Here is a 24,827-nt window from a genome sequence, read left to right as displayed (position 1 = left end):
TTACTTCCTCCACCGGCACACATTGAAAGCCGGGCAGTATTTGGGATTGCAGAGTTGAGAGCGAGGGTTGCCGAAAAAACGTCCGGAATGCAGCATGTCAGCGGCCATCTGTAGCAGGCCGGGAGAGTATTCATCACCCACAAGCAGTTCACGCGCGCCGGTTATTGTACCGATGCCAGCCCGGCGGCCTTTCTCGGTTTTTGCAACCTGCAAGCCGATGATTTGCGCGGGGGCCTCAATGACACGCCCCAATGCATGCCCGGTCATCAGTTCATACACGGCAATCTGAGCGGCATGCCCAGCGGTTTTAACTGTACCGTCAGCGGCCACAGCCGTTTTGCCGGTTTTGATGTCTGCAATGCCGTATCCATTATCCGTAAATGTCACGCGATCGGTTGTTCCAGTGAGAGCGATGCCGATATCGGGAATTTTAAGCTCAGTGCATTTGGCCTCAATAGCCACATATTGCTGATGGGGGGCGATCTCTTGGCAATATCTCTTATGCAGAGCTATGCCGATAGCTTCAGCTTCGCCGGGGCTGTCTTCCCCCCAGTCAACGTCTTCTTTTGGCTTGTGGACTGCATCGACCACCGCGCCCGCAGCTTCATCCGCTGTCACGGGATTGCCGTCAAGGCGGCTGCTATCAAACAGCGCAGTTCCGGCATGCACTGCCGTGCCAAGCTGCGCGGCGCCGCTGCGGGGCTGGCGCATGCCTTTGACGTATTTCGCTTCCCATCGTGCCGGGCAATCAAAAAGCTCCGGCAGGGAGGATGCGCGGATAGTGATCATGTTCATCATTTCCGCTCCATCTGTATTTTCTTTGCCGCCTCGGCATATGCCGCGTGTTGTTCAGGGCCGTCCAGACCGCCAACAAGGGCGAAAAGCAAAAGCGCGGCCAGAGCCAAAGCCCAGCCGCGCCAGTTGCTCACAGGGTTAAGGTCTCGCCACATGTCAGCCCCCTAGCAGTCTATTGCAGATCGCCAGCGCCAGAGGGACAAGCCCGGCTGCGGACACCGCGCGCAGCCAATCACCGAGATACGCGAGTCGAACACTAAGCATATCCACTCCCCAAGGTTTCCGGAAAGTCCAGCCCGGGCTGAACACCGAATGTTCCACAGCACGCCGGGCTTGCCAGTTCATCAAGATAATCTGAACACGGCTCGAATTCATCCGCGTGGTTATCGCAGCGGCCCGTTGCCGCCGTGAGAGTCACAGACACGCCCGCATCAGCTTCAACCGCGCCGCGAGTGCAGGGGCACACGGAAAGCTCACCGCGCCGGATGCCGTTGCGGTCATACACGGGAACCACCATGGCTTCAGAGCGATCCCAGAAGCGGCAATTGCCGCAGATTCTTTCCGAAGAGAGAATTTCAAGGTCATCGTCCTCATGCGTGTAAAATTCTTCGCTCATGGCGGCCCCCGTAAAAGTTGAGGCCGGGGGTAAATCCCCGGCCTGTATGTAAACCGACTGATGTCGGGAGATGTAAAAGCCGGGCGCCCAATGCGCCCGGCCCTGCGCAGCCACGGGGAACAAGTAAGGCGTGGTGCGCTTGCCAATTTGAAATTCCGACATTGCCGCCAAGGCGTTGATGTTTCCCTGGCGGTATATGAAAGAAATTCGTTCTGTCTGAATTATTGCCGAACTCTTTTGCAGGTTGTCACCCTGTGGGGTTAGTCACCTCCCCCAGAACCTCCCCGACGCCGTAGATCTTCCGCGACGGATCAACAGAACCCGCCCACCCTGTGGGGCTTTTACTTTCCTCAGCCTTCCCTGTGCTTCGTTTGCCTTCCCGCTCCCGTGGGCTTGCGGCTGTCCTGCACCCGGTACTTGTGGCCTTCCCTTCGCTCTCCCGGCTTGTGCTACTTTCGCCCGTGGGCTGTGTTCGCGCTGGTAGTGCGTTGGTGAAGACAGTCTGTTATCATTTGAAAACAAAGTCAATGAAAAGTTTTCAAAAGATAACTTATAGGGTAAAACAAAAACACCCGCAGTTCAGCGGGCAACAAAAAAGCCCCCAGAAGGGGGCGGGGAGATAGTGATAATATGGAACTAAACAGAACTGCTACAAGCCCAGCTAGGGACGAAACGTATCTCTTGGCAGAGCAGCTTTACAATCTTTGCCGTGGTCACAAGCTTGGCGAAATCCGCGCCGCCGTTGAAAGGCTTCAGTGGTGGATCGGGGAAGAGGCTATTATCCCCTCTCAGGGAACCTCATTGGCTGATGTCCCTCAACAATGTGGGTAAGTATGTGGCCAAAAACCATGTATGCCCTGTCGGCCGATGCCCTTGCGGCATCCTGATGAGACCATTTCCCGGGGAGCGGGCCAAAACCGCTGTGGCTCATGGCAGCTTGTGTCAGCTTCGCGGCAAGGTCAATCTTCTCGGCCTCTGTTAAACTGGAAAGCATTTCAGTGACACTCATAATATTTCTCCTGCTAAAAGTTGGTGGTACTTCTTGATAGCAGGAGGCCCGGCTCTGGGGCAACTTGGGGCCGGGCGCAAAAAAGCCCCCAAGATGGGCGTTCGTCGTGTTCAAACAAATTAGTAAGATAGGCTTGTGCGGTTCCGAGTTTCAATTGACAGTTGCAAATGAATACTTTAAAGATCTATTAAAAGATCTTATCCAAGGAACACAAAATGCTGAAAACTGATAGCTCTTTGCCTCACAACAATTTGAAATCTATACCTTTACCTAAAGTTTTAGGAGGATTCAGAACTATTTTGGCTGACCCTCCTTGGAGATTTGCCAACCGCACAGGCAAAGTTGCGCCCGAACACCGTCGCCTGGATCGTTATTCAACAATGTCGTTAGATGAGATTAAGCAGATGAAAATCAAGGAAATCTCATCGTTAAATGCTCATCTTTATCTTTGGGTTCCCAATGCTCTTTTGCCTGAGGGACTGGAGGTAATGAAGGCTTGGGGGTTTCGATATGTAAGCAATATCGTTTGGGCAAAAAGGCGTAAAGATGGTGGGCCAGATGGCCGTGGTGTTGGTTTTTATTTTAGGAATGTTAGCGAGTTAATTCTGTTCGGAGTCCGCGGTTCAATGAGAACTCTTGCCCCCGCTAGGTCACAGGTAAATATGATTGAAACAAGAAAGCGCGAACACTCAAGAAAACCAGATGAGCAATATGACCTGATAGAGGCATGCTCCCCGGGGCCTTTTTTAGAGCTTTTCGCAAGGTATCCACGTAGTGGTTGGGTCGCGTGGGGGGATGAAGCAACTATTGAACATGCTCCAAAAGGTCGTGTCCACAAAGGTTATGCGGGAGGGGCAATCATGCCCGCATTCCGTCCAAATGAACATATTGACGAAAATATGGCCAGTGCAATAGGCCTCGAACTTCGAGGTCGTTATGAGAACGGCAGCAGTATCCGCCAGCTGGCGGAAGAGACAGGTTATTCAATTCAAAGAGTGCGTATGTTACTAGACATTTCTGGTGCTACACTGAGGCCTCGTGGCCGAGCTGCGCACGGCCGAAATACCTCTTAGCTAGTCATCACAATATGGCTCACCGTTCCAAGTCTTTTCATTTGCAGCAACAATTAAGAGCGGACACACTCCCATAACTCCACGCCGTACTCTTAATGCGGCTTTGTCAAGCGCCGTAACGGTTGATGTTCGCAAGTCGATAGGGAGGGTATAGTCCCTTTGTTCTTTGGGCAGGGAGTCTTGATATTCCTTCCAAATTTTTTCAGCCAATAGTTTAAGTGGCTCCCTGTCCTTTGTTATCACGACTGCGGCCGTTATGATCCCCGCCTCATGCCATGTTCTATATGCTGACAAATCTCGGTCAAGATTTCCGTCTTTTGCATTCCATTCAACATCAAGAGCAACTCGCCCTTTAAAGTTATCTACAAGGTATCCTTCTTGATATACTGGCTCAAGTTCGCCAATGCGCACATTGGCTTTGGAGAACAGGATTCCCTTTGTTTCAAGGTCAATCCTTGTTTCCTTCCAGCCTCGTAGACCAAAAAAAGAGTCGATTTGACTCGCAATATCCCCCCTGTTCCCTCCCTTTTTTAGCCAATGCTTGGGGTCCAAACGATAGGTAGCTAGAAAGGCAACAATGTCATTCCACTCACTAGGACAAACAGCTTGCAAAATTGCAGCAGCAGAACCTGTCTCCATAAAAGCCCAGCAAGATTGTATGTCTGGTGACAGCACATCTGGTGATTTATATGTGTGAGTCTGATACATTTTTCTATCTCCAGAAAAGCTTAATATTTTAAAAACAAAAATAATGAGAAAAGATAAAAGGTTAGTACCCCACCATCACCCAGACAACGCGGCCTACGATAATTTCTTCGCCTTCATTTATGCCCACCCTGAAATCTGGGTAGCTTTCCTTGTCCGGATTCTGGGACTTAAAGACAAACTCCTTACGCGCGAAGTCCACGCCCACGCGCTTAATCACCAGCCCCTCGTAAGGGATGCGCGCAGCAAAAAGCTCATTGGCCATGAATTCCGCGCCCAGGCGCACCCCAACAACCGCGCCATGAGGGATCAGCGGCTCCATGCTGTGGCCGCTTACTTTGAGCGCGTAGTCTGACATGCGGAAATATGATGGCGGTGCTGTTACGCTGAACAGTGGCTCAACTTCGGATAGGGCAACCCCAGGGCCAGCCCCGGCCACATCGTAGACGTTGATGGTTTTGAGATCGTCACCTGAGACGGGTACGGGAGGATGGCCGGGCTTTGATATTGATGGGCCTCTGCCTTCTGGAAGATACGTGGCGTAATCAAGGCCCAACCGCTCAAGATATCGTAACATGTTTGGGAAAGATGTGTTTTCAGCTTTCCTGTCACCACTGAGCCACAGGCTTATTGAGCCACGGTTTTTTATACCCAAGAGTTTAGAAATCTGCTCAAGGGTTTGCCCTTCAGAATTAAGCTGGCGAACTTTTTCAAGTATCGCGACCCAAGCCTTTGCTGCTGTTTCGTCCCATTTATCCATCTTTTTACCTTAGGGGCTGATCATTGTTTTCAGCAATCGTCTAGAAATCTTTTGCGTTGCAATTTTTGTTTTCTCATGAAAACATAGTGCACATGGAAAACATAATTGAACAGTACCGGCAGCTTCATGGGCTGACTTATGACCAGATGGCTAGCAGCGCAGGGTTTAGTTCCCGGAGCGTTGTCTATCATCATTGCATGGGTAAGCGGTCTGTTTCTGCCGAGTCCGCCATCCGCTATGAAGCAGCGTTCGACATTCCTCGCTCAAAGCTCCGCCCCGATCTCTGGTCACCTACAGCAGCCCCTGCCACGCCACACGAACCTGCGCAGGCCCGACCGTGAGCAACGCTGCTGCCCGCGCCACGGCCATTTCAACTGCGGCGGCCTCGTCAATGTCTGCCGGGTAGCTGCGGTACAGAGGCTTAGGGAGGGCAGGGGAGAGGATTGTCACGAGCAGGTGGCCCTGCTTCGGTGTGATGTATGCGCGGAAGATTAACGGCTCTGGTTTTGCCATGAAAACAGATTACGGCCCGGAGCGGCTGGAAGGAATTACAATATGAGAGAGCAGTTACAGAGGATTACGTCCCTTCTGGCTCAAGCGTGCGCCACCTATCCGGGCGGCAAGCGCGGAGTTTTTAAGGCCATTGAGCACGAAGAGGGCAAGGGGCTGTCCGAGTCCAGCCTTTACACAGCGTTGAATGCAAACCCTACGGCGCCGGACACGCTGAAAGTGTCGCAACTGGTGAACGTCATGCGCGTAACCGCGGATGTTGCACCGCTGCGCTATCTTGCGGCCATGTTCGGCTATTCCATTGTGTCATACGAGGCCGAGGCCCCGGATGCCCCTACCGCTGAGGGTGAAATGCTCCAGGACTTCCCGGCGGTGGTGCGGTTTCATGAGGTCGGCCAGCGGTATCTGGATGGCAAGGCGTGCGCTGCTGAGTTGCTGCAGGCGCAGGAAATGGCATTGGCTGAATTACGGCAGACGACAGCAAAGGTCATCGAGGAGAATAGTCATGGATTCATCGCTCAACCCTCGTAACGCGGTTCGGGCCATCACCCTGCGCCGCCCATATGCAATCGTGTATTGCGCGCTGGATCGTGGCGAATGGATTGTGCAGCCCCGGGAAGTCGCCGGCTCGTTTCGGCTCTCAAAAACAGAGTTCAGGATGCGCTACTGCCTCGAATCGGACTGCCCGCCAAAAATCAAGGTTCTGTTTGAGGGCATACCAACATTCATGCAGTGGCGGATGGTATTAAGAGCTGGTGGAGGCAGATAATGGAATGGCTTCGCTGGTATCATGGCGCAATCTCTGACGATAAATGGCCACTCATCGCTCGCAAGTCTGGGCAGCCTGTCGCCATTGTCATCGCCATATGGGCTGCACTGCTCGAATGCGCCTCACAGGCCGACGACAGGGGCAGCATTGATGCTTTTGACCCTGAGAGCGTGGATGCCCTGTTGCAATTGGAGGATGGCACATCGCAGGCCGTTGTCGACGCCCTCTCCAGCGGCAAGCGCCCACGCATTGCAGGTGGACACATAGTCAACTGGTCAAAGCGGCAGCCTGTGCGGGAAGATGGCAGCGCTGAACGCGCCCGCGAGTGGCGCGAACGCAAGAAGAAGGAAAAATCTGCCTGCCCTGAAGAACCGAACGCAGGCCGAACGCAGACCGAACGCACTGCGAACGCAGGCCGAACGCAAACGAACACAGATAAGATAAGAGAAGATAAGAAAAGAGAAGAGAAGAATATATATCCTGTGAGTAGTCTTGAGAACGAAGATAGCGCGCGCGTTGAAGCCTGCGCAGCGGATATAAACCCTGCTGGCACTGTTCCCACTGAGCCGAGCATTGATTTTCAGGAGCTACGGCAATTCTGGGATGAGCATTTCAGGCCTGAAGCCCCGCTGGCCGGATTCACGGAATACAAGCAACTCAGGGCAGCCACGGCGTATCCCGGTGACTCTCGGATTTATGAAGACCTCAAGGCCCGCATTGATTGCCAGTTCTGGGATCAGGGCTTTGCGCCGGGCCTTGCAAAATATCTACGGGAACGAGCCTGGCTCAGGCCGCCGTCTGCTACGTCGAGGGCTTCTCCTGTCGCAAACGCGAAACATGAATCACAGGCCGACAGGGCTGCACGGCTCACATATGAAGCCGGAATGAGCGTGCTGGCTGAAATGGAACAGCGAGGGCTAAACGGCGGGAGGGCATTAAATGCGCGATGAAAACAAAGAAAAGCTGGCCGCCATCATGGCGCTTTCAGCGAATTTCGGAAAGGAATTTTCCACGGCTCTCCTGAAAATCTGGCTTGAGTTGTTGGAAGAATATCCCGCCGATGTCGTCAACGCAGGTGTTCGTGCTGTGATCGTGCAATACAAGTACAAGACGATTCCGCCATTTGCGGTGTTGCGCGAGGCCATGGAAAGAATCGCTGGCATTATCCCGCAGGAAGAATCGCTGGACATCGCGGCAGCCGCCGAATGGAACAAGCTCGTTGACGACATCGGCCGCCGTGGTCGCTACAACTGCCCGCAGTTTTGCCCCACAACGTCCTACGTTTTGCGCGGTATGGGTGGATGGGACGCCGCCTGCTCATGGGATACAGACAAGCTGGAATGGCGGCGCAGGGAATTTATCGAGGCATGGAAGCAGTCCCACGGCAGGGAAGAGGCAATGATGCTCGGCAGTGAGGGCATTAAGGCGCTTGTGGGTGGGCCTGAATCGTCTCGCGCCATCCTAAACCGCGTACTGGAAATCACGCAGTAGGGGGGGGGGTATGAAACTTGTCGTCAGAATCGTTCCCAAAGCCCAGATGCGCGCCCGGCACGGCGTGGTAAATGGCTTTTCGCGCACGTACAAGGACAAGCGTCAGGCTGCCGAAGAGGAGGCGCTTATGGCTCTGCTCGGCCCGTACCAGCCAGCACAGCCGTTTCAAGGGCAATTGCTCCTGGGCGTGAAGGCCTTCCTGCCGATACCGAAGAGCAAGCCGTCATGGTTTACAGGTAAGCCCAAAGAATTCCAGACCCTGGCTCGAAAAGGAGTTGTGCGCCCAACCACAAAGCCCGACCTGGACAATTTGCTGAAGCACGTCAAGGACTGCCTGTCGAAACTGCGATTTTGGGAAGATGACAAGCTGGTTGTGGGCTACCTGCCGCACACAGGGAAATACTACTCAGACGAACCGCGCTGGGAGATCGAAATTCTGGAGTGTCCACATGTTTGATTACGCATATCCCGACATGGTGGTGGTCGAGGCAGAGCCGCGGCAGCCAAGAAGGCTCGTCGGCGTTGGTGTTGGTTTTGAGCGCACCCGCAGGATCACCGGATATCTCGTGGGCGATCTGGACAGGTTCAACAACGCCAAGCGGGCAGAGGAACGGGATCGGGTAAAGCATGGGTTGGGAGGGACGTGTGGGTAAAGATAAGCTTGAGGGATGGGCGCAGATCGAGTGCTACCTGGGCATATCACGCAATACAATCTTGGCGCGCGGGTATCCCATTCGGAAGGATGGTGGAGTGTTTGCGTACAAGCCAGAACTCGACAAACACGGAAAAAGCAAGCCCATAAAAAAGCCTTCTGACAATCTTTCACAATCTTTGACGGTTTTTGACAATCTTTGACATAGGGTATTGCTTGGCTTTCGCGTTACGCTTCTACCCAAACAGGAGCGTAAGCCGTGGCCAACAATTTCAACATTGCACACAAATTTACTGCCAAGTGGGAAGGCGGGGAGTCCGACCATCCCGACGACGGCGGCGGACTGACCAAGTACGGCGTCAGTCTCAAATTTCTCGGCGGCCTGTCTGGCACGCAATCAAACCGCGACGTACTGGAGCGTATGGGCATCAGACTGCCTATCACACGCCAGGTCATTTACGATCTGACCAGAGATCAGGCCGCGTCGCTGTTCCGTTGGCAGTTCTGGGACAAGCTCAGGCTCGGTCTCATTCCTCTGCGCCCTGCCGTGGTGCTCTATGACGCCGCAGTCAACAGCGGCCCCGCCCAATCCGTCAAGCTCGCCCAGCGCGGCTACAACCGCTGCGTAGCCTACGGCCAGCCGCTGGTCGTGGACGGCATCATGGGACCGGCCACCCGCGCCGCCATGCAGCTTGCTGACACGGACAAGGCCCTTACGGCCATGCTCGACGCGCGCGAGGCGTTCTTCCAGACCATCGTTGCCAATAACCCCAGCCAGCAGGTTTTTTTGCGCGGCTGGATCAACCGCGTGGACGATCTGCGGCGCTACGTGCGGGGGCTTTAGCGGTGGCTGGCTTTCTCGCTGCTTTGCCTGTTGTAGGCACTCTTATCTCTGGCCTGCTGGACACTCTCAGCGGCGATAAGAAAGCCCAAGCGGAACAAGCACTCAAGCTGCTGGAAATGGCCCAGGCGGAAGCCCAAGGTCAGATGGAAGTCAATAAGTCAGAAGCCACTCATAATTCCATATTCGTAGCTGGTTGGCGTCCGTTTATCGGTTGGGTCTGCGGTGGGGCTTTAGCGTTTCAGTATATCTTGCGTCCGTTCTGGGTGTGGATAGCAGCTGTTTGGTATCCAGACGCCCCTATCCCCCCAACGTTGGACGGCATGCTCTGGGAACTGGTGTTCGGCATGCTGGGCATTGGTGGCCTACGGAGCATTGAAAAGATCAAAGGGGTTGGGCGTTGAATATCGCGAAAGATTTCGCGCTCAAAATCGGCGCGGGGCTTGTTGTGACCGGAGCATCGTCATTTACTGGCGCAATTCTCGGTCTTTACCTGTTCACGGCACGCACAGAAAAAGACTTGGCCAGCATTCAGAAGGACCTTGAGCGGCATGACCTGCGCATCGAGCGCCTTGAGTTCAAGAGCGAGTCGCAAGGGCGCGAACTGGCAAAGCTGGCGAGTGTACCCACAGACGTTAAAGAAATACGTGAAGACGTGAAAAAGCTTTTATCACGGAAAGAGTGATGGCCACAAAAGTGACAAAAAAAGTGACACCTAAAAAAGAGGATGTCTTTTTAATCGCTCTAGCTGAGAGCGGTAATGTCACACGCGCCGCCAAGAAAGCCAAGATTAATCGGACACAACTCTACAACAAACGCAAGGCAGACCCAGCCTTTGCAAAGGTTTGGGACGAAGCTGAAGCCCTTGGCGTGTCGGCCCTGGAAGATGAGGCGCGCCGCCGTGCATATGACGGCTGGCTTGAGCCTGTTTTCCATAAGGGCGTGAAGGTCGGCACTGTTCGCAAGTTTTCCGACACGCTGTTGATCGTGCTGCTGAAAGCTCACAAGCCTGAGAAGTACCGGGAGAATATCAAGATGGACGTTTCTGGTGATCTGAACGTCTCAGCACTGGAGAAGGGCCGTGAGCGCGCAAAAGAACGTATATGAAGAGCAGCTTGCCCATGACGTGGGCGGCTTTGCTTTCGACCCGCTAGGGTTCGTTCTTTACGCCTTCCCGTGGGGCGAGGGTGAGCTTGCGAGTATGGATGGCCCAGAACCGTGGCAGCGCGAAGAGCTGGACGGCATTGGTCAGGGGCTGCGTGATGGCGTGAGTGTTTCCGACGCAGTGTCCACGGCGATTCGTCGTGCAATCGCATCCGGTCACGGTATCGGCAAGTCTGCATTCGTGGCTTGGATCATCATGTGGGCCTTTTCTACGTTCAAGGACACGCGCGGTGTCGTAACGGCCAACACTGAGGCGCAGCTTAAAGGCAAGACGTGGGCTGAACTGTCCAAATGGCACAGACTATGTCTTTGCGGACATTGGTTCGACTGCACGGCCACGGCCCTTATCAGCAAACTCCCCGGCCATGAGAAGACCTGGCGTTGTGACATGGTGCCTTGGTCGGAGCGCAACACAGAGGCTTTCGCCGGGCTGCACAACAAGGGCAAGCGCGTCCTTCTTATTTTTGACGAAGCCTCGGCCATCCCTGATTCAATTTGGGACGTTTCTGAAGGCGCTCTTACTGACGACGACACGGAAATCATCTGGGTTGTTTGCGGTAACCCCACTCGCAATACGGGAAAATTCCACGGCTGCTTTCACAGGTTTCGCCACCGCTGGCACACCCGACAGGTTGATAGCCGCACCGTATCAATCACGAACAAAGCTCAGATTAAAGAGTGGGTTGATGACTACGGCGAAGATTCTGACTTCGTGAAGATCCGCGTTCGTGGGCAGTTCCCGAAGCAGTCTGTCATGCAGTTCATTTCAAGCGCCGATGCCGATGCTGCGCAAAAGCGGAATTTGAGGCCGGAACAATATCAGTTCGCCCCCGCCATTATTGGCGTTGACCCGGCATGGACGGGCGAAGATTCGCTGGAAATCTTCTTACGCCAAGGGCTGTACCACAAGAGCCTTGTCAGCATCCCCCGCAACGAAAACGACTTTGAGATCGCAAGTATCATTGCACGCTTGGAAGACGAGCACCACGCCGCTGCTGTGCATATCGACGCTGGCTATGGAACTGGCATCAAGTCTGCTGGCGACGTTATGGGCCGGCACTGGAAGCTTGTCTGGTTTGCTGGTGAAGCATCAGACCCCGGCTACCTCAATAAGCGCGCTGAGATGTGGGGCGAGATGAAAAAAGCCCTCAAAAACGGCGCGGCAATCGACCCCAGCGACGACCTGCTCTACCAGGACCTCATTGGCCCGGAAACAGTGGCCCGCATAGACGGCAAGATCCAGCTTGAGAGCAAGAAGGACATGAAGAAACGCGGCCTGCCATCTCCCAACCGTGGCGATGCAATGGCGCTCACCTATGCCTACCCCGTGCCCACCATGCCGCCAGGCGGTGCGCCACGCAAGGCCAAAACCTCTTACGACATGTGGAGCCAGTAGCCATGCGCGCCTTCACGTACACCGAAGCCACCACGCCAGAAGCCAAGGCCATTCCGTTTCGTAAAGCCGACGCCGAAGGGCTGTTGCCGTGGGCTATGAGCGGTTTTACTGCACCGACACTTGAAACGTGGCTTCGCGTCACGGCTCACGGCGTACTGCTGTGCTGCACCGATGCGGCCACGGGCGATCTGCTGGGCTGTGGGCATTTCACAACATTCCAGGGCAGTGTGTGGCGCTTCGACTTTACAGCCTTTCACGCCGGATTCCATTGCGCCGCACGGCAGGCCCAGGGCGGCTTTGACTACATGTTCACGCAACACGATGCCAGCGCCATTGTCGGCATCACACCCGTGCAGTTTCGGCACGCCTGGCAACTGGCCGAGGCTTGCGGCTTTGAGATTGTAACAAGGCTGCCCGGCGCATGCTGGCTGGCCCGAAAACAGCGTTTTGTTGATGGCGTCATGGTCATGTGTACGCCGCAAAGCCTGCGCCTCGCGCAGATGAAAGGAGAATAATTATGCCATTTGGAGGAGGCGGAAGCCCCAGCATGCCTGAGATTAAGGAAACCCCGAAAGCCGAAGTGACCAAGCCTGTCACCGAGGCCGCAACAGCAGCCCGCGATGATCAAAAACGACGCGCTGCCAAGGCGGCAGGCTTGCAATCGACCATCCTGACCGGCACAGCCGCGAACAACAGCGGCGGCAAAACCCTGCTGGGGCAGTAGGAGCGGCATCATGGCCGTGGACATTAATAAGCTTAATCAGCGGTATCAGGCGTTACGCAACGAGCGCAGCCCGTGGGATGCCGCGTGGCGTGACCTTGCCGAACATTTTTTGCCCACCAAATTCAGGGCGGACAGTGATTCAAGCACCCGCAAGCCTGAAGTGCTCAACAAGAAGATTGTGGACACCACCGGCATTCTGGACATGCGTACCCTGGCCGCCGGCATGCAGGGCGGCATGACTTCGCCCGTGCGCCCGTGGTTCCGGCTGACGCTTGAAGACGAGAGCGACCACACGGGCGAGATCGGCGCATGGCTTGACGACGTGACCAAGCGTATGCAGGCGCTCTTGCACCGCAGCAATTTCTATAACGCCAGCCACAGCCTGTATGCGGACCTGGGTACATTCGGGCCAGGTCTGCTTATTGAAACTGCAGACTGGACGGGCCTGCATTTCAAACTCATCCCCGCTGGCGAGTATGTGTTGGACGTAGATGACAATGGCACGGTGGATACATTCATGTACCGGCTGCGCATGTCGGCCCGGCAGATCATACAGCAGTTCGGCGAGGACAAGGCCCCCGATGCAGTAAAAACGGCTGCCAGTTCCCCGGCCACGCAGTTCTTTGATGTGGTTCACGCCGTATTCCCGCGTACAGACAGAATATACGGTAGGATGGACGCGGCAAACATGCCCTATGCTTCCGTCTACTGGTTGAGTTTTGGCGAGAACGGCGGCGGTAAGCCCTGCATACTGCGTGAATCCGGTTTCAAGGATTTTCCGGCATTTGCGCCCCGCTGGGACGTGACCGGCAATGACAAGTACGGCCGCAGCCCGGCCATGGATGTGCTTTCCGACTGCCGCATGTTGCAGCAAATGGGCATCACCACGCTCAAGGCCATGCACAAGGCCGTTGACCCGCCCCTGGGTGTGCCTGTCGGCTTGCGCTCCGAGGGGGTGGACCTGACGCCAAGCGGTTTGAATTACATTGATTTTACAAACAATAGCAATGGTGAAATCAAGCCCATTCAACAAATACAGCCCCAGATTATTGAAGCAGCAGAACTTAAAATACAGGCAGTGCAGCAGAAGATACACGATGGCCTGTACGCCGACCTGTTCAAAATGCTCATACTCAATGATCGCCGCAATATCACGGCAACGGAAATTGATGCCCGTGAGCGCGAAAAGCTCAGCATGTTGGGGCCAGTTGTGGAACGGTTGGATAAAGAACTGCACTCCCCGCTGATTCTGCGCACGTTCAGTCTCATGGAGCAATTTGACGCGCTGCCGCCCGTGCCTCCCAGCATGCAGGGCGCGCCCCTGCGTGTGGAATTCACTTCGGTTCTGGCCCAGGCGCAGCGCATGGCCAACACCAGCCCCATTGATCAGACCGTGGCTTTTGTGGCCAACGTGGCCCCGGTACGGCCGGAGGTCACAGATATTATTGACGTTGAGTACACCGTCCGGGCGTACGCCGACGCCTTGGGCGCTCCGGCAGCCATGCTGCGCTCTGAACAGGACGTGCAGCAGATCAGGCAGGCGCGGGCCGAGGCACAGGCCCAGGCAGAGCAGCAGGCGCAGGCACAACTGGCAATTGAGCAGGCATCCCAACTTTCCGGAGCCGCCAAAAATCTTGGACAAACACCGCTGGGTGCGGATGGGCAGACTGCCATTGATGCGATCGTTGGCGGATTGGGAGGCATGTAGTGGATTTTTATGAAGATGCCGAACACAAAGCCCAGCGCCAGCGCGAAGCAGCATTGGAGGCAGAGCGGTGCTTTTGTAATGCAATCATCAGCATTGCGTCCACGCCTGACGGCCTGCTGTTTCTGCGCTGGATTATCGACAAGACTCAGATTCTCACGGCCTATTCCTCGCCCCCAGACCACGCGCACGCTGCATACAATGAAGGGAAGCGCCATATCGGCGCACAACTCATAGCCTTGGCCAAGAAGGCCGGGGTACTCCCCGAAATACTGAAGGAGGACACCAATGGATACTGAAATCACCAATGGCGCTGAAGGCGCGGAAGCCGCTGCCGGAACCCTGCTTACTGACCAGCCCGGCAATCAGGGCAGCAACGAGACGAACAACGAAGGCGGCAAGCCTGAACCGGTTCAGAACGAGGCCGACAAGGGCAAAGACGGCGCTGACGCAGAAAGCCCAACGAGCCGGAACCGTTCGAACTGACCGCGCCGGATGGCTACCCCATCAATGACGCTGGCCTGAAAGGGCTGAATGACCTGTGCAAAACAGCCAAGCTCACCAAGGAACAGGGCGAGGCCGTCATGCAGTACATGGCGGGCAACTATTTCACCTGGCAGGAACAGCAGCAGGCTCAGGGCAAGGCGTGGATTGAAGAATTCAAGGCAGACAAAGACTTTGGCGGCGACAAGTTTGATTCGTCCGTGGCCGAAGCCCAAAAAGCGCTGGCCACCTTTGACGAAAGCGGTGACGTGCGCGCCATGCTGGCGGAAACCGGCTACGGCAACAATCCGGCAGTGTTGCGCATCTTCGCCCGTGTAGGCCGCGCCTTGGGTGAAGACAAGCTGCCCGGCATGAGCGGCGGCGCGGAAGACAAGCCGCTTGAAGATCGTTTTTATCCCAACATGTAACCAATTGCAGCATCAGGAGAATGCACCATGAGCTACAACAAAGGCATTGTCGCCACCCTCGCTGAGCTTGAAGACTTCTACAAGGGCCAGAAGGCGGGCGACATCATTGAACTGATGAACCAGTCCAACGACATTCTCACGGACATCCAGTGGATGGAGTCCAACCAGAGCGACGGACATCTTACCCGCATCCGCACCGGCCTGCCCGAGGTTTACTGGCGCAGGCTCTATCAGGGAACGCCGCCCTCCAAGGCCCAGTGGAGCCAGGTCAAGGAAGGTTGCGGCATTCTTGAGGCTCTTATGGAACTCGACGTGGAAGAAACGAACCTTTACGGCGACAAGGCCAAGGTTTTCCGTCTGTCCGAGGCAAAGGCTTTTGCCGAGGCCATGCGCCAGAAAGTGGCCCGCACCTTGTTCTATGGCGACAGTAATGTGAACCCCGACGAATTCAACGGCCTGGCCATGCGCTATCCCTCCAAGAGCAGCCCCAACGTCATTAACGCCGGGGGCGCGGGCAGTGCCAAATGCACTTCCATGTACCTTGTCAACTGGAGCGCCAACACCGCCCACGGCCTTTACCCCAAGGGCAGCACCGGAGGACTCTCCGCCGAGGACCTCGGCAAGTACATGACCCAGGACGGCGGCGGCAAAAAATTCCAGGTGGTGGGCGACAAGTACAACTGGCGCTGCGGTCTCACCGTGCGCGACTGGCGCGCAGTGGTGCGCGTGGCCAACATCCCTGTGGCGGCCCTGACCAAGCGCAAGGGCGAAGAAGGCTTTATTGACCTGCACATGCTCACCATCCAGGCCAAGAACAAAATGCCCGAGCACATGCGCAACCAGGCCATCTGGTATTGCAACTCCGACGTACTCACAGCTTTGGAACTTCAAGCCACAGACGCGGGCAATGTCACGCTAACCTACCGCACCGAAGACGCCCAGAAGGGCGGACCCCTGTTCAAGTCCAGCCAGATCACCAGCCTGCACGGTCGCCCCATCCGTCAGTGCGATGTGATCAGCGCCGAAGAAAAAGTCATCTAACCCCACGCTTGGGCAGATATAAGGACTACAACCATGCTTCTTGATTCCAACCTTATCATGATGGACAGCACTCCTATTCTGGGCGCGCCTGTCACTGGCCCCGCCGTGGCGCTCACGTCGTTTCTCATTCCTGGCCGGGCCGAACCCATTCCCATTTGCGCCAAGGTGGTGGGCGAGGATTTTGCGGGCGGCACGTCCATCACATTCAAACTCACGCAGTCCGACACTGAAGCCGGAACCTATACCGATGTTCCCGGTTCCGCCGTCACCGTGCCGCTGGCTGACCTCAAGGTGGGAAAATCCATCGGCTGGCGCTTCCTGCCCCGTGGGGCAAGCAAGCCCTGGCTCAAAATGGTTGTCACCCCCTCCGGCACGTTCACCGCTGGCAAAATATTCGGTGCCATCGTGCGCGAAGACGACCTGCCCTATGAGGCTGGCATGTATATCGACAAGGGCGTGGTGCAGGGCTAGCCCCGGCAGCGACCAACGGGAGGGGCTTTCGGTCCCTCCCGACAACAGGAGAACCAGCATGGCGGACGTGAGTAAAATTCAGATATGGAATCAGGCCCTCGGGTATATCGGCACACGCAGGGTCGCCAGTGATGCCGAAAACTGCGAAGAGGCCAGACAGTGCGCCCTGTATTGGGATAGCGCCCGGCAGCAGGCTCTGCGCGATTTTCCATTTCCCTGGGCGCAACACCGGGCCATGCTTGCACAAAAAAAACTGCCCGACGTGTGGACGGCAGATTGGCGCTTTGCCTACGGCCTGCCGCAATCCTGCCTCAAGGTTCACCGCATCGGCAGCGCCAGCAGGCGTGACCTGCGCGCGCCCTTCAAAATGGTTCATGACCCGGCTGGAACCGTGCTGATCCTCACTGATGCCGAAACAGCCTTTGCCGACTACACCACTGATGTGGAAAGCCCCACCCTGTGGGACGCTGATTTCATCCACATGTTGGCGTGTAAGCTGGCGGCCATGGTTGCCGTACCCCTACTCAAAAACAACAGCGGCAAGCTCGCTGAGCTTGAGCAGTTGTACCGCGCCGCCATTCCTCAGGCGTACCAGCCCGCAGCGCAGGAACAGAAAAGCACGCCGCAGGAAGATAGCTGGATATCTTGCCGATAGGAGCACCACGTCATGACACTGGATACAGCGCACAGCAAAGAGATTTATCAGGGCAATGGCAGTACCACGGAGTTTCCGTTCTTTTTCAAGGTGTGGGATGCCGCACAGATTGCCGTCACCGTCACTGATGCGGCAGGCTCAAGCGTGGACGTTACGACGCAGTGCGCCATAGCACTCAATGACGGAGGGGGCAGTGTCGGCTATCTGCACGCGGGCGCTCCATTGCCCGTAGGCGCGACTCTGGCCATTACCCGCAACATGCCGTTTACGCAGGGCGTTGATCTCGTTTCCGCCTCGCGCTTTGACCCGCAGGTTATTGAAGACGCCTTGGACCAGGCCACGGCAGAGCGCCAGCAGACGCTTGAGATGATGCGGCGCGCCGTGATCCTGCCTGCCACCAGTTCCGAAACCCCGCAGGATGTGGTGCGGGCTGTTTACGCCGCGCGGGATGACGCACAAACAGCGAACAGCGAAACCCAGGCTGCCAAGGTGGCAGCTGCCGCCAGTGCTGATGCAGCAGGTGAAAATGCCGTACGCGCTGCTCAAAAAGCCGCTGATGCCGAATACTGGGCCGGACGTGCCGAGGAGGCCAGCAATAACGGCCCGGCCACGCCTGATCGTCTTGGCAACGTTAAGCCCCGCAAGGGTCTTTCCATTATGGAAGATGGTACGCTGGACCTCAATACGGGCGACGGCCTGGAGATCGACGCAACGGAGAACGCCCCGCGCGTCAACGCCTCCGGCATCCGGCACGGCATTCTGGCCGTGGAGCACGGGGGCACCGGCTCTGATGCCCCCCAGGGCGCATTGAAAAACCTCGGCCTGGCGGACTGGCAGGATTCCATTGAAAGCACCAACCCCCAGCGCCTGCGCAATGTGGTGCTGTCGGGGAGAGAAAAAGACGGCTACCCGGCCTACCTTGTGGGGCATGAGTTCCTCGACATGCAACACGAGGATGGCGTGTATATCAGCGCTCGCGGCACTGTCAGCAGTAGTGGGGAGTATAGCGCTGACTATAAGGCTACCAAGCCGTTACGCAATCAGGTTGTGTATCAATCGAACGGATGGCTGACACCCAATACCGTCACTAGTGGGCAGTGGGAGTACACGTTTGCCGACCGGGCGCATGTACTGTCCGGCATGTATCTCAACAACAGGGACAACACCCCTGCACACTGGCCCAAGAAATGGCAGCTACAAGGCTGGAATGAAGAAACATCCGCCTGGGAAGACATTTACCGACGTGACAATGACCAGCCGTTACGCGGCTCTGCGGATAACCTGAAAGATAATGGCCGCATGTACTGGTTCACGGAAAATATCAAGGCGTATCAACGCATCCGTATCAACATTGAAAGTAACCATGGCGGCAATTACACGCAGCTTTCCGTCATTCGCCTGTACGAAGCCGTTATCCCCGGACAGCACAAGTATGATGTGGCGCTGTACGCCAGCGGGGAGCAACCCTTTGCCGCATCCATTGCCTGCGGGTTGGCCGCTGACGGGGCGCGCACGGTTGACCGTGTGGTGAAACTCACGGAGCCGGTAACGTTTGACGGGCGCAAACTGGCGGAAATGAGCCGCAACTACATATACATCGTCCCGGCCGATGCAGGCACCGGCCGACTTCCGGACAATCTGGACGCGGACAGGGCCGTGCCCCTGCCCGGCAATGCGGCCTTTCTGTACGCGGACACCCGCAAACTGCACTACGGCACGCAGGCGGACATTGAGAAGGAATGTTTCGCCCTGCTGCAATCCCGGCATACCGTGGCGTATGACCCGGTACCCAACGGCAAGTTTGAAATGAATCAGGGGGCATGGAACCATCCTCTACATTTTCAGAACGTACGTGTCGATCTGACAGAAAAGCCGCGCGGGGCTGAATCAAGCTATAAGTTTGTCGGCGTCGGCGGCGGCAACTTTATCTCTCCCAATACAAACCTGACAGACGTACTGCTCGGCAAGAACGCACATCCATATCACAATGAATGTACTATTGAGATAGATTTCAAATGGAATGGCCCGTCTCCGGAAACAGCAGACGGCTATCATATTATTTATGACAACGGTTATTATACAAAAAGAGGCTGGGCAGCTGCATACCATAACAGGAAAAAATGCATCGCGGTCCACTGGGGCAGCAGAAGTATTAACAACTGGTGCTATCATGTTCCGTTCAATGCCGCTGACGCCAGATGGCATACGATTGCGATAACGCTCCGTGACAGCAACCTGTTCATCCACGTTGACGGGAAATGCCTTGGCGCATTCAATAACGTGAGCCTGTGCAATCCCAATTACAGGTACTGGATGGTCGGTCGCTGGATTCATACGGACGCAAACAATTGGTATGGGCATATCAACAACCTGCGTATCACTCTGGGGACGGCACTGTATCAGGGGCAGGATTACGTTGTCGCTCCTGTATTCAACCGTGGGCATATCCCTGACAAGACCCTGTGGTACGACGCCGCTGAAGGGGTGGTCAAGGAATGGCAAGCGGATGCGGGCGCGTGGCTGAAAACGCCCATGCTGCCCGTGGGACATGTGGACACCGGGCGGCGTGAACACCTCATGACAGACCAGCCCAGGGGGACACACCATACGCAGGCCACCAAATGGGTGCAGCGTTATGCCGCCGATGGCAATCATGACGGGAACTCCGTACCCGCGAGCATGTTTAATCTTGGGCACGGCGGCAACTATCCGTTCGGCACATTAAACACCAACAACGTGGCGCACTATGTGGAATTTGAAGTTGAAAGCCCGATGTCTTTCAGCGGCATGGTGCAGTATGTTGATTTTTGGGGCCATTGGTACAGCCGTATGCGCCTGTTCACACTGTCTGGCCGTAACGCAGACACTGAAGACTGGACAGTGCTGATTGACCGAAGCAGCTTTGTCGACGACGGCGAGCTTCTTGGTACTGGTATATATACTGCGTCCAATGGCTCTTCTCCGTACCTTGGTGGGTACAGGCTGTTTGCCATATCCGATACCAAGCCATACAGGCAGTACAGGCTGGACATCCTGCCCAAGAACAACCTGCCATTTTATAAAGATTCCGGCTATTCGACAGCGCTTCTTACATTTGTTTTTCGTGACGCGAAACCCGAAGTTCTGGGCATATCCAGCTACGCGCTTGGTGATGTGTGGAGCGTTGGCCCCATTCCCCTCGGACTCAGCGTCGAAGCGGAAATTCCTGTTCCGTTCGGCAATATGGCGTTTGAAGCGTCTGGTTTCGTTGAAGAAGAAATGGATTTTCAGGTAAAGCGACGCCGGCTTGGAGAAGTATCCGGTTGGTATTCAGGAGATACACACTCTGTACATGGTGAAATTGTATACCAAAAAAATGATGCACTCATAATTGTATCTGGCAAAAGCTCAACAGCCATATATTCTGGTTCGCACTATAATTCTCCAACAGTGAATTCATCGTCTGCTAAAGCAAATTACTACATAACCGCCAGAAAACGCTATTAGGGGAGGGGGCAGTATGCAGATGCTTACATTCTTGACACCTGACGGCACCACATATTGCGCATTGTCGCCGCGCTCCGCGTCTGATGTGTCCATACCCGACAAACCCGCGGACATGCCGCAGGGACAATACAACCGGGAAATGGGGGTGTGGGAACGAGGGTATGAAAAACCAACTCCGGAAGACATAACCATAGGCGAGGCGGAACAGCTCTGGGCAAAGGCGCGGGAAGGTGACGTCCTGGCTGCGATCATGCTTAAGGTAGCAGGATTATAGGGAGGAATATGCGCATTGCCTATAAAAATTTCACTGGCGGCGAAGTCTCGCCCACGCTGACCGGGCGCTATGATCTGGAGCGTTATGCAACATCAGCACAGTGTGTGGAAAACATGCTACCCGGCCTGCACGGTGACGCGGCCCGGCGCCCCGGCACTCGATTTGTGGCGGATTTGGGCGAATATGCCGTGCTCATTCCTTTCAGTTTCAACGTGGATGCTGATCAGAACTTCGTTATCATCCTGTCGCATCAGGCCTTGCGCGTTTCTGACGGCACAGGGACTCTCTCTGCACCTGTGGAAACGCCGTATGCTGCCGCCGATCTTTTGCGCATCTCATGGGCGCAGGTGGGTGATGTCGTGTATCTGGCTCACCCGGGTTACCCCCTGCACAAGATCATGCGCACCAATGCCGAAGACAGCAACGGTTACAAATGGAGCATAGGACGGGTAATTCTTAATGAAAGTATAGACGCCCCGGCAGCGCCAGGCGTTACGTTCAATGGTTCCGGTGGTTCGTTTACCCTGCGCTACAAGGTTGTTGCTGTGGATGCAGACGGACGCGAATCCCTGCCGTCGCCGTCAGGACAGGCTACCAACGGCAAGCATCCGTCCGATTGGGTGCAGGGTAACAGCGCCACCATAAGCTGGAAGGCCGTTAACGGAGCGACAGAATATAATATCTATCGTGAATCCGCAGGCTATTACGGTTTCATCGGCATCTGTAAAGGCGGTGCTGCGCCAAAGGAACCGGACGAGACAGACAAGCAGGCTCTGGCAAATCTTCTTGCAACCGCACAGCACTTTGAAAGCCAGGCAGCATCGGCACTGTCTTCATATAACAGTATAAAGACACAATACGACGCCAAGTGTGGCCTATTTGGCGAGAGTCCCTCTTCAGATACCTGTGTGAATCTCAAAGCATCGTGCGACGCAGCCCTCGCAACGTATAACAATCTCAATGCACAGGCAGTCTCATATCGTAATCAGTATAATACGCTTTATGGGAGTCTGTACCCCACATTGTCGTTCATAGACAATAACTATGAAGCAAAGACCGACGACACCCCCAAGGAAGACTGGGATCCGTTCGCGGACGGCAATCATCCGGCTACGGTCAGTTTTCACCAGCAGCGCATGGCCCTGGGCGGTGGCATAAAAAGCCCGCAGACCTTCTATATGTCGCGCACAGGCGACTTTGAAAACTTTCGCAAGTCCCGCCCCCTGCAAGATGACGATCCTGTGGAATACATGGTTGCATCGGGTAGCATTGACTCCATCCAGTGGATAGCCAGTTTCGGCGATCTGCTCATAGGCACATCCGGCAGCGAGTACAAGGCAACGGGCGAAGGCGGCGTGATCACTCCTAAAAAAGCCACGATCACGGCTCAAAGCTATTGGGGCAGCGCCGGGCTTACGCCGCTTATCATCGGCAATTCCATCCTGCATGTGCAGCGCCACGGCTCCCGCGTGCGCGACCTTTTCTATTCGTTGGAAAAAGACGGTTACGCGGGCAACGACCTTTCCATCATGGCCCCGCACCTTTTTGAGGGGCATACCATTTTGCAGTGGGCCTACCAGCAGACGCCCGGCTCTCATATCTGGTGCGTGCGCGACGATGGTATCGTGCTGGTGCTGACCTATCTGAAAGAACACCAGATATTTGGCTGGTCCCGTCATGTCACACAGGGAAAGGTGCTTTCCGTGGCATCTATTTCCGGCGATGACGGCGACGTTATCTTGATGGCCGTACAGCGTGAAGTTGATGGCCGACAGCGTGTCTTTCTGGAGCGCCTGGCCGAACCCTTTGCCCCAAGCACAGCAATTGAAGACGCCTACTTTGTGGACTGCGGCATCACATTTCGCAACGACGAAGAAGTACAGACCGTCACAGGCCTTGACCACCTTGAAGGCTGCGAACTGGCCGTGCTGGCTGACGGCAGCCCGGTGGAAGGTTGTGTGGTGCGCGGCGGCAGTATTGAATTGCCATACCCCGCCCATGTGGTTCATGCGGGCCTGCCGTACACATCCGTTCTTTCACCGCTTCCTGTGGAGGCTGACACACAGCAGGGTTCAACCCTGGGCAAGCGTCGCGGCTACGGTCGTTGTGTGGTGCGTCTGTTCCGCAGTGTTGGCGGTCAATACGGAGCCAGCCGCGCCGAACTCAACGACTTTCCATTTCTGCCTGCGCGCTGGGGCGAACCTTGCGAACCCTATTCCGGCGATGTCGATTTTACACCCGGCGGAGGGCAGGACGCGGATACCTCTGTCTGGCTGGTGCAAAACAAACCCCTTCCGTGGCATGTGGTGGCAATCATGTGCGACGTGGATTTTGGCGAGGTGTAGCCGTGAGCATATCCTTTGCCGTCGAGTCCTATTCCTTCATTCGTGACGAGGTTGCGCCCCTGGCCGTGGCCCACTGGCAGGAAACAGAAGAAGCCATGTACGGCAGCCAAACAGCCGTACCTATGACGCACCCCATGTATGAGGCCATGGAGCAAGGCGGCGTGCTGCATGTCGTTACTGCGCGCGTGGATGGAGTTTTACACGGTTACGCAGCGTACTGTCTCTCTGAAAACCTCAACATGCCCGGTCGCGTCACCGCGTCGGCGCTGGCCCTGTATATGTCCCGCGAAATCAGAGCAGATGCCTTTGCGGCCCTACGCCTCTTGCGATGGGCTGAAGATAGCCTGCGGCAGCGCGGCGTTTCCGGCATCGGCTACAACTCCCCGGCCTCGCGTCCGTGTGACGCGCTATATCGCCGCCTTGGGGCCAGGATCACTGAAACCGTCTGGTATAAGGAGCTTTGATATGGCCGCAATTTCCGGCACCACAGCCGCGGTAGTATCCGCTGTATCCATCGCTGCATCTCTGGCCGGCACTGCCATGAGCATGTCGGCCCAGCAAAGGCAGGCCCAGGCCCAGCAGGCACAAGCCAACTATCAGGCCAAAGTGGCTGAAAAAAATCAGGAGCTTGCAGAAGATCAGGCCCGCGCCGCGCGTCGGGAAGGCTATGACGCCGCCGTTCGCAAACGGCAGGAGGTTGCAAGCATCATCGGTAGCCAGCGGGCCGTTGCCGGGGCCAGCGGCGCTACCGTGGACACGGGCAGCTTCCTCGACCTCAATATGGACATGGCGGAGAAAGGCGAAATGGACGCCCTTGCTCTCTACCAGCAGGGCTTGGACAAGGCGCGAAACTTGGAAATTCAGGGCTGGAACTCCGGGCAGCAGGCGCAGGCCTACGCATGGCAGGCTGACCGCGTTGACCCCACTGCCGGAATGATCGGCACGGCTCTGGGCGGCATTGCCCAGGCCGGAACGAATTTTGGCAGTGGGCTGTGGGGCGGGAAAAGTGGCGGCACAAAGTCGTTTGGCAACACAAAAACTACCGTAACATCTTCTAATATGAAGTGGTGGTAGTCATGAGTTTCGGCACGGCAGAAGCCGTTTCATCCAACCCAAAGCTTCAGAGGCAGGCAGCACCCGCAGGGCAACTTGAAGCTGGGAACATTAATTTGAATAACCGCCCGCGCGTCAAAAACGCTGATGGCTCAATAAGCACCGTGCGCAGTATGTCTTTCAACGATGGTACGGGTGAAGTCGTAGTGCCCACAGTTTCCGATGATGGCCGCATCATGACGGATGATGAAGCTTTTGAGCAGTATAGGCGCACGGGGCGGCATCTCGGCAAATTCGACACCCCTGAAAATGCTACGAATTTTGCTATCCGACTGCATGAAGATCAAGAACGCCAGTACGTCGGCACTGCGCGATAATCGA

At 55.8% G+C, this 24,827-nt stretch carries 36 protein-coding genes; 29 read left to right on the top strand and 7 right to left on the bottom strand.

The genetic code is table 11. The features are described from left to right. From ACZ495_RS05585 to ACZ495_RS05570, 4 genes are all read right to left on the bottom strand, one after another. Complete coding sequence (locus ACZ495_RS05585) at window positions 1-798, bottom strand: RecB family exonuclease (RefSeq protein WP_464262805.1); 798 nt, start codon at window positions 796-798, stop codon at window positions 1-3. After that, complete coding sequence (locus tag ACZ495_RS05580) at window positions 795-950, bottom strand: hypothetical protein (protein ID WP_464262804.1); 156 nt, start codon at window positions 948-950, stop codon at window positions 795-797. Before ACZ495_RS05580 ends, ACZ495_RS05585 begins: the two co-directional genes overlap by 4 nt. Before the next feature lie 101 nt (window positions 951-1,051). Continuing rightward, complete coding sequence (locus ACZ495_RS05575; RefSeq protein ID WP_333535381.1) at window positions 1,052-1,411, bottom strand: hypothetical protein; 360 nt, start codon at window positions 1,409-1,411, stop codon at window positions 1,052-1,054. A 778-nt stretch (window positions 1,412-2,189) separates the two neighbouring features. Continuing rightward, complete coding sequence (locus ACZ495_RS05570; RefSeq protein WP_296984512.1) at window positions 2,190-2,420, bottom strand: hypothetical protein; 231 nt, start codon at window positions 2,418-2,420, stop codon at window positions 2,190-2,192. Between the two features lie 215 nt (window positions 2,421-2,635). Between ACZ495_RS05570 and ACZ495_RS05565 the strand changes: the two genes are divergently transcribed. After that, on the top strand, window positions 2,636-3,493 hold the full coding sequence (locus ACZ495_RS05565; RefSeq protein ID WP_464262803.1) for an MT-A70 family methyltransferase: 858 nt from the start codon (window positions 2,636-2,638) through the stop codon (window positions 3,491-3,493). Here ACZ495_RS05565 and ACZ495_RS05560 read toward each other — a convergent pair whose 3' ends face one another. After that, window positions 3,494-4,201, bottom strand: a complete 708-nt coding sequence (locus ACZ495_RS05560; RefSeq protein ID WP_464262802.1) for a BglII/BstYI family type II restriction endonuclease — start codon at window positions 4,199-4,201, stop codon at window positions 3,494-3,496. 61 nt (window positions 4,202-4,262) lie between these two features. After that, on the bottom strand, window positions 4,263-4,958 hold the full coding sequence (locus ACZ495_RS05555) for a S24 family peptidase (RefSeq protein ID WP_464262801.1): 696 nt from the start codon (window positions 4,956-4,958) through the stop codon (window positions 4,263-4,265). A gap of 92 nt (window positions 4,959-5,050) precedes the next feature. On the opposite strand from ACZ495_RS05555, the gene ACZ495_RS05550 reads away from it, so the two are divergent. Continuing rightward, window positions 5,051-5,299, top strand: a complete 249-nt coding sequence (locus ACZ495_RS05550; RefSeq protein WP_464262800.1) for a helix-turn-helix domain-containing protein — start codon at window positions 5,051-5,053, stop codon at window positions 5,297-5,299. On the opposite strand, the gene ACZ495_RS05545 is transcribed toward ACZ495_RS05550, so the two are convergent. Beyond that, a complete protein-coding gene (locus ACZ495_RS05545; RefSeq protein WP_464262911.1) occupies window positions 5,250-5,408 on the bottom strand; it encodes a hypothetical protein in 159 nt (52 codons plus the stop codon). The genes ACZ495_RS05550 and ACZ495_RS05545 overlap by 50 nt on opposite strands. Window positions 5,409-5,513: 105 nt before the next feature. Here ACZ495_RS05545 and ACZ495_RS05540 point away from each other — a divergent pair, with 105 nt between their 5' ends. The 27 genes from ACZ495_RS05540 to ACZ495_RS05410 all read left to right on the top strand — a co-directional run bounded on the left by ACZ495_RS05540 (window position 5,514) and on the right by ACZ495_RS05410 (window position 24,823). Continuing rightward, window positions 5,514-5,999 (top strand): hypothetical protein, encoded by a 486-nt coding sequence (locus tag ACZ495_RS05540; protein ID WP_464262799.1) that lies wholly within the window; start codon window positions 5,514-5,516, stop codon window positions 5,997-5,999. Beyond that, window positions 5,974-6,237 (top strand): hypothetical protein, encoded by a 264-nt coding sequence (locus tag ACZ495_RS05535; protein ID WP_464262798.1) that lies wholly within the window; start codon window positions 5,974-5,976, stop codon window positions 6,235-6,237. The genes ACZ495_RS05540 and ACZ495_RS05535 overlap by 26 nt, the downstream gene beginning before the upstream one ends. Further along, entirely contained in the window at window positions 6,237-7,187 is a 951-nt protein-coding gene (locus tag ACZ495_RS05530) for a hypothetical protein (RefSeq protein WP_464262797.1), read from the top strand. Before ACZ495_RS05535 ends, ACZ495_RS05530 begins: the two co-directional genes overlap by 1 nt. Then, window positions 7,177-7,728 (top strand): hypothetical protein, encoded by a 552-nt coding sequence (locus ACZ495_RS05525; RefSeq protein WP_464262796.1) that lies wholly within the window; start codon window positions 7,177-7,179, stop codon window positions 7,726-7,728. The genes ACZ495_RS05530 and ACZ495_RS05525 overlap by 11 nt, the downstream gene beginning before the upstream one ends. Window positions 7,729-7,738: 10 nt before the next feature. After that, window positions 7,739-8,185, top strand: a complete 447-nt coding sequence (locus ACZ495_RS05520; protein WP_296984499.1) for a RusA family crossover junction endodeoxyribonuclease — start codon at window positions 7,739-7,741, stop codon at window positions 8,183-8,185. Between the two features lie 16 nt (window positions 8,186-8,201). Next, the gene (gene nrdD, locus ACZ495_RS05515) at window positions 8,202-8,381 is read left to right on the top strand and encodes an anaerobic ribonucleoside-triphosphate reductase (protein ID WP_464262889.1); all 180 of its coding nucleotides are present in this window, start codon (window positions 8,202-8,204) and stop codon (window positions 8,379-8,381) included. Next, a complete protein-coding gene (locus ACZ495_RS05510; protein ID WP_072311272.1) occupies window positions 8,374-8,583 on the top strand; it encodes a hypothetical protein in 210 nt (69 codons plus the stop codon). The genes nrdD and ACZ495_RS05510 overlap by 8 nt, the downstream gene beginning before the upstream one ends. Window positions 8,584-8,639: 56 nt before the next feature. Next, window positions 8,640-9,224 carry a glycoside hydrolase family 108 protein gene (locus ACZ495_RS05505; protein ID WP_464262795.1) on the top strand — a complete coding sequence of 195 codons (585 nt, stop codon included), beginning with the start codon at window positions 8,640-8,642 and terminating at the stop codon, window positions 9,222-9,224. Between the two features lie 2 nt (window positions 9,225-9,226). Next, window positions 9,227-9,625 (top strand): 3TM-type holin, encoded by a 399-nt coding sequence (locus ACZ495_RS05500; RefSeq protein ID WP_464262794.1) that lies wholly within the window; start codon window positions 9,227-9,229, stop codon window positions 9,623-9,625. After that, window positions 9,622-9,906, top strand: coding sequence for a hypothetical protein (locus tag ACZ495_RS05495; protein ID WP_464262793.1), 285 nt, complete (start codon window positions 9,622-9,624; stop codon window positions 9,904-9,906). Before ACZ495_RS05500 ends, ACZ495_RS05495 begins: the two co-directional genes overlap by 4 nt. Next, the gene (locus tag ACZ495_RS05490) at window positions 9,906-10,328 is read left to right on the top strand and encodes a helix-turn-helix domain-containing protein (RefSeq protein WP_464262792.1); all 423 of its coding nucleotides are present in this window, start codon (window positions 9,906-9,908) and stop codon (window positions 10,326-10,328) included. The genes ACZ495_RS05495 and ACZ495_RS05490 overlap by 1 nt, the downstream gene beginning before the upstream one ends. After that, window positions 10,303-11,781, top strand: coding sequence for a terminase (locus ACZ495_RS05485; protein ID WP_464262791.1), 1,479 nt, complete (start codon window positions 10,303-10,305; stop codon window positions 11,779-11,781). Before ACZ495_RS05490 ends, ACZ495_RS05485 begins: the two co-directional genes overlap by 26 nt. Before the next feature lie 2 nt (window positions 11,782-11,783). After that, entirely contained in the window at window positions 11,784-12,296 is a 513-nt protein-coding gene (locus ACZ495_RS05480) for a hypothetical protein (RefSeq protein WP_072311266.1), read from the top strand. A gap of 32 nt (window positions 12,297-12,328) precedes the next feature. Then, the gene (locus ACZ495_RS05475; protein WP_464262076.1) at window positions 12,329-12,505 is read left to right on the top strand and encodes a hypothetical protein; all 177 of its coding nucleotides are present in this window, start codon (window positions 12,329-12,331) and stop codon (window positions 12,503-12,505) included. 10 nt (window positions 12,506-12,515) lie between these two features. Continuing rightward, complete coding sequence (locus tag ACZ495_RS05470; RefSeq protein WP_464262790.1) at window positions 12,516-14,213, top strand: portal protein; 1,698 nt, start codon at window positions 12,516-12,518, stop codon at window positions 14,211-14,213. Next, entirely contained in the window at window positions 14,213-14,509 is a 297-nt protein-coding gene (locus ACZ495_RS05465; RefSeq protein WP_072311263.1) for a Bbp19 family protein, read from the top strand. The genes ACZ495_RS05470 and ACZ495_RS05465 overlap by 1 nt, the downstream gene beginning before the upstream one ends. Next, window positions 14,499-14,696 (top strand): hypothetical protein, encoded by a 198-nt coding sequence (locus tag ACZ495_RS05460; protein WP_464262789.1) that lies wholly within the window; start codon window positions 14,499-14,501, stop codon window positions 14,694-14,696. Before ACZ495_RS05465 ends, ACZ495_RS05460 begins: the two co-directional genes overlap by 11 nt. Before the next feature lie 98 nt (window positions 14,697-14,794). Then, window positions 14,795-15,121 carry a hypothetical protein gene (locus ACZ495_RS05455; protein ID WP_464262788.1) on the top strand — a complete coding sequence of 109 codons (327 nt, stop codon included), beginning with the start codon at window positions 14,795-14,797 and terminating at the stop codon, window positions 15,119-15,121. Between the two features lie 27 nt (window positions 15,122-15,148). Continuing rightward, complete coding sequence (locus ACZ495_RS05450) at window positions 15,149-16,162, top strand: major capsid protein (protein ID WP_464262787.1); 1,014 nt, start codon at window positions 15,149-15,151, stop codon at window positions 16,160-16,162. Between the two features lie 33 nt (window positions 16,163-16,195). Beyond that, entirely contained in the window at window positions 16,196-16,633 is a 438-nt protein-coding gene (locus tag ACZ495_RS05445; RefSeq protein ID WP_464262786.1) for a Bbp16 family capsid cement protein, read from the top strand. A gap of 58 nt (window positions 16,634-16,691) precedes the next feature. Next, complete coding sequence (locus ACZ495_RS05440; RefSeq protein WP_464262785.1) at window positions 16,692-17,288, top strand: phage connector family protein; 597 nt, start codon at window positions 16,692-16,694, stop codon at window positions 17,286-17,288. A gap of 12 nt (window positions 17,289-17,300) precedes the next feature. Beyond that, window positions 17,301-20,774: a hypothetical protein gene (locus tag ACZ495_RS05435; protein WP_464262784.1), complete on the top strand. Its 3,474-nt coding sequence runs from the start codon at window positions 17,301-17,303 to the stop codon at window positions 20,772-20,774. A gap of 13 nt (window positions 20,775-20,787) precedes the next feature. Further along, the gene (locus tag ACZ495_RS05430) at window positions 20,788-21,048 is read left to right on the top strand and encodes a ribonuclease R (protein WP_464262783.1); all 261 of its coding nucleotides are present in this window, start codon (window positions 20,788-20,790) and stop codon (window positions 21,046-21,048) included. An 8-nt stretch (window positions 21,049-21,056) separates the two neighbouring features. Further along, window positions 21,057-23,393: a phage tail protein gene (locus tag ACZ495_RS05425; protein ID WP_464262782.1), complete on the top strand. Its 2,337-nt coding sequence runs from the start codon at window positions 21,057-21,059 to the stop codon at window positions 23,391-23,393. A gap of 2 nt (window positions 23,394-23,395) precedes the next feature. Further along, on the top strand, window positions 23,396-23,857 hold the full coding sequence (locus ACZ495_RS05420) for a hypothetical protein (RefSeq protein WP_072311257.1): 462 nt from the start codon (window positions 23,396-23,398) through the stop codon (window positions 23,855-23,857). A 1-nt stretch (window position 23,858) separates the two neighbouring features. Beyond that, a complete protein-coding gene (locus ACZ495_RS05415) occupies window positions 23,859-24,467 on the top strand; it encodes a hypothetical protein (RefSeq protein WP_464262781.1) in 609 nt (202 codons plus the stop codon). Window positions 24,468-24,469: 2 nt separating this feature from the next. Then, a complete protein-coding gene (locus ACZ495_RS05410) occupies window positions 24,470-24,823 on the top strand; it encodes a hypothetical protein (protein ID WP_464262780.1) in 354 nt (117 codons plus the stop codon). The last annotated feature ends 4 nt before the right edge of the window (window positions 24,824-24,827 follow it).

It is taken from the genome of Desulfovibrio sp. GTC20076 (assembly GCF_055385905.1).
This window is presented reverse-complemented; position numbering and strand designations above follow the sequence as displayed.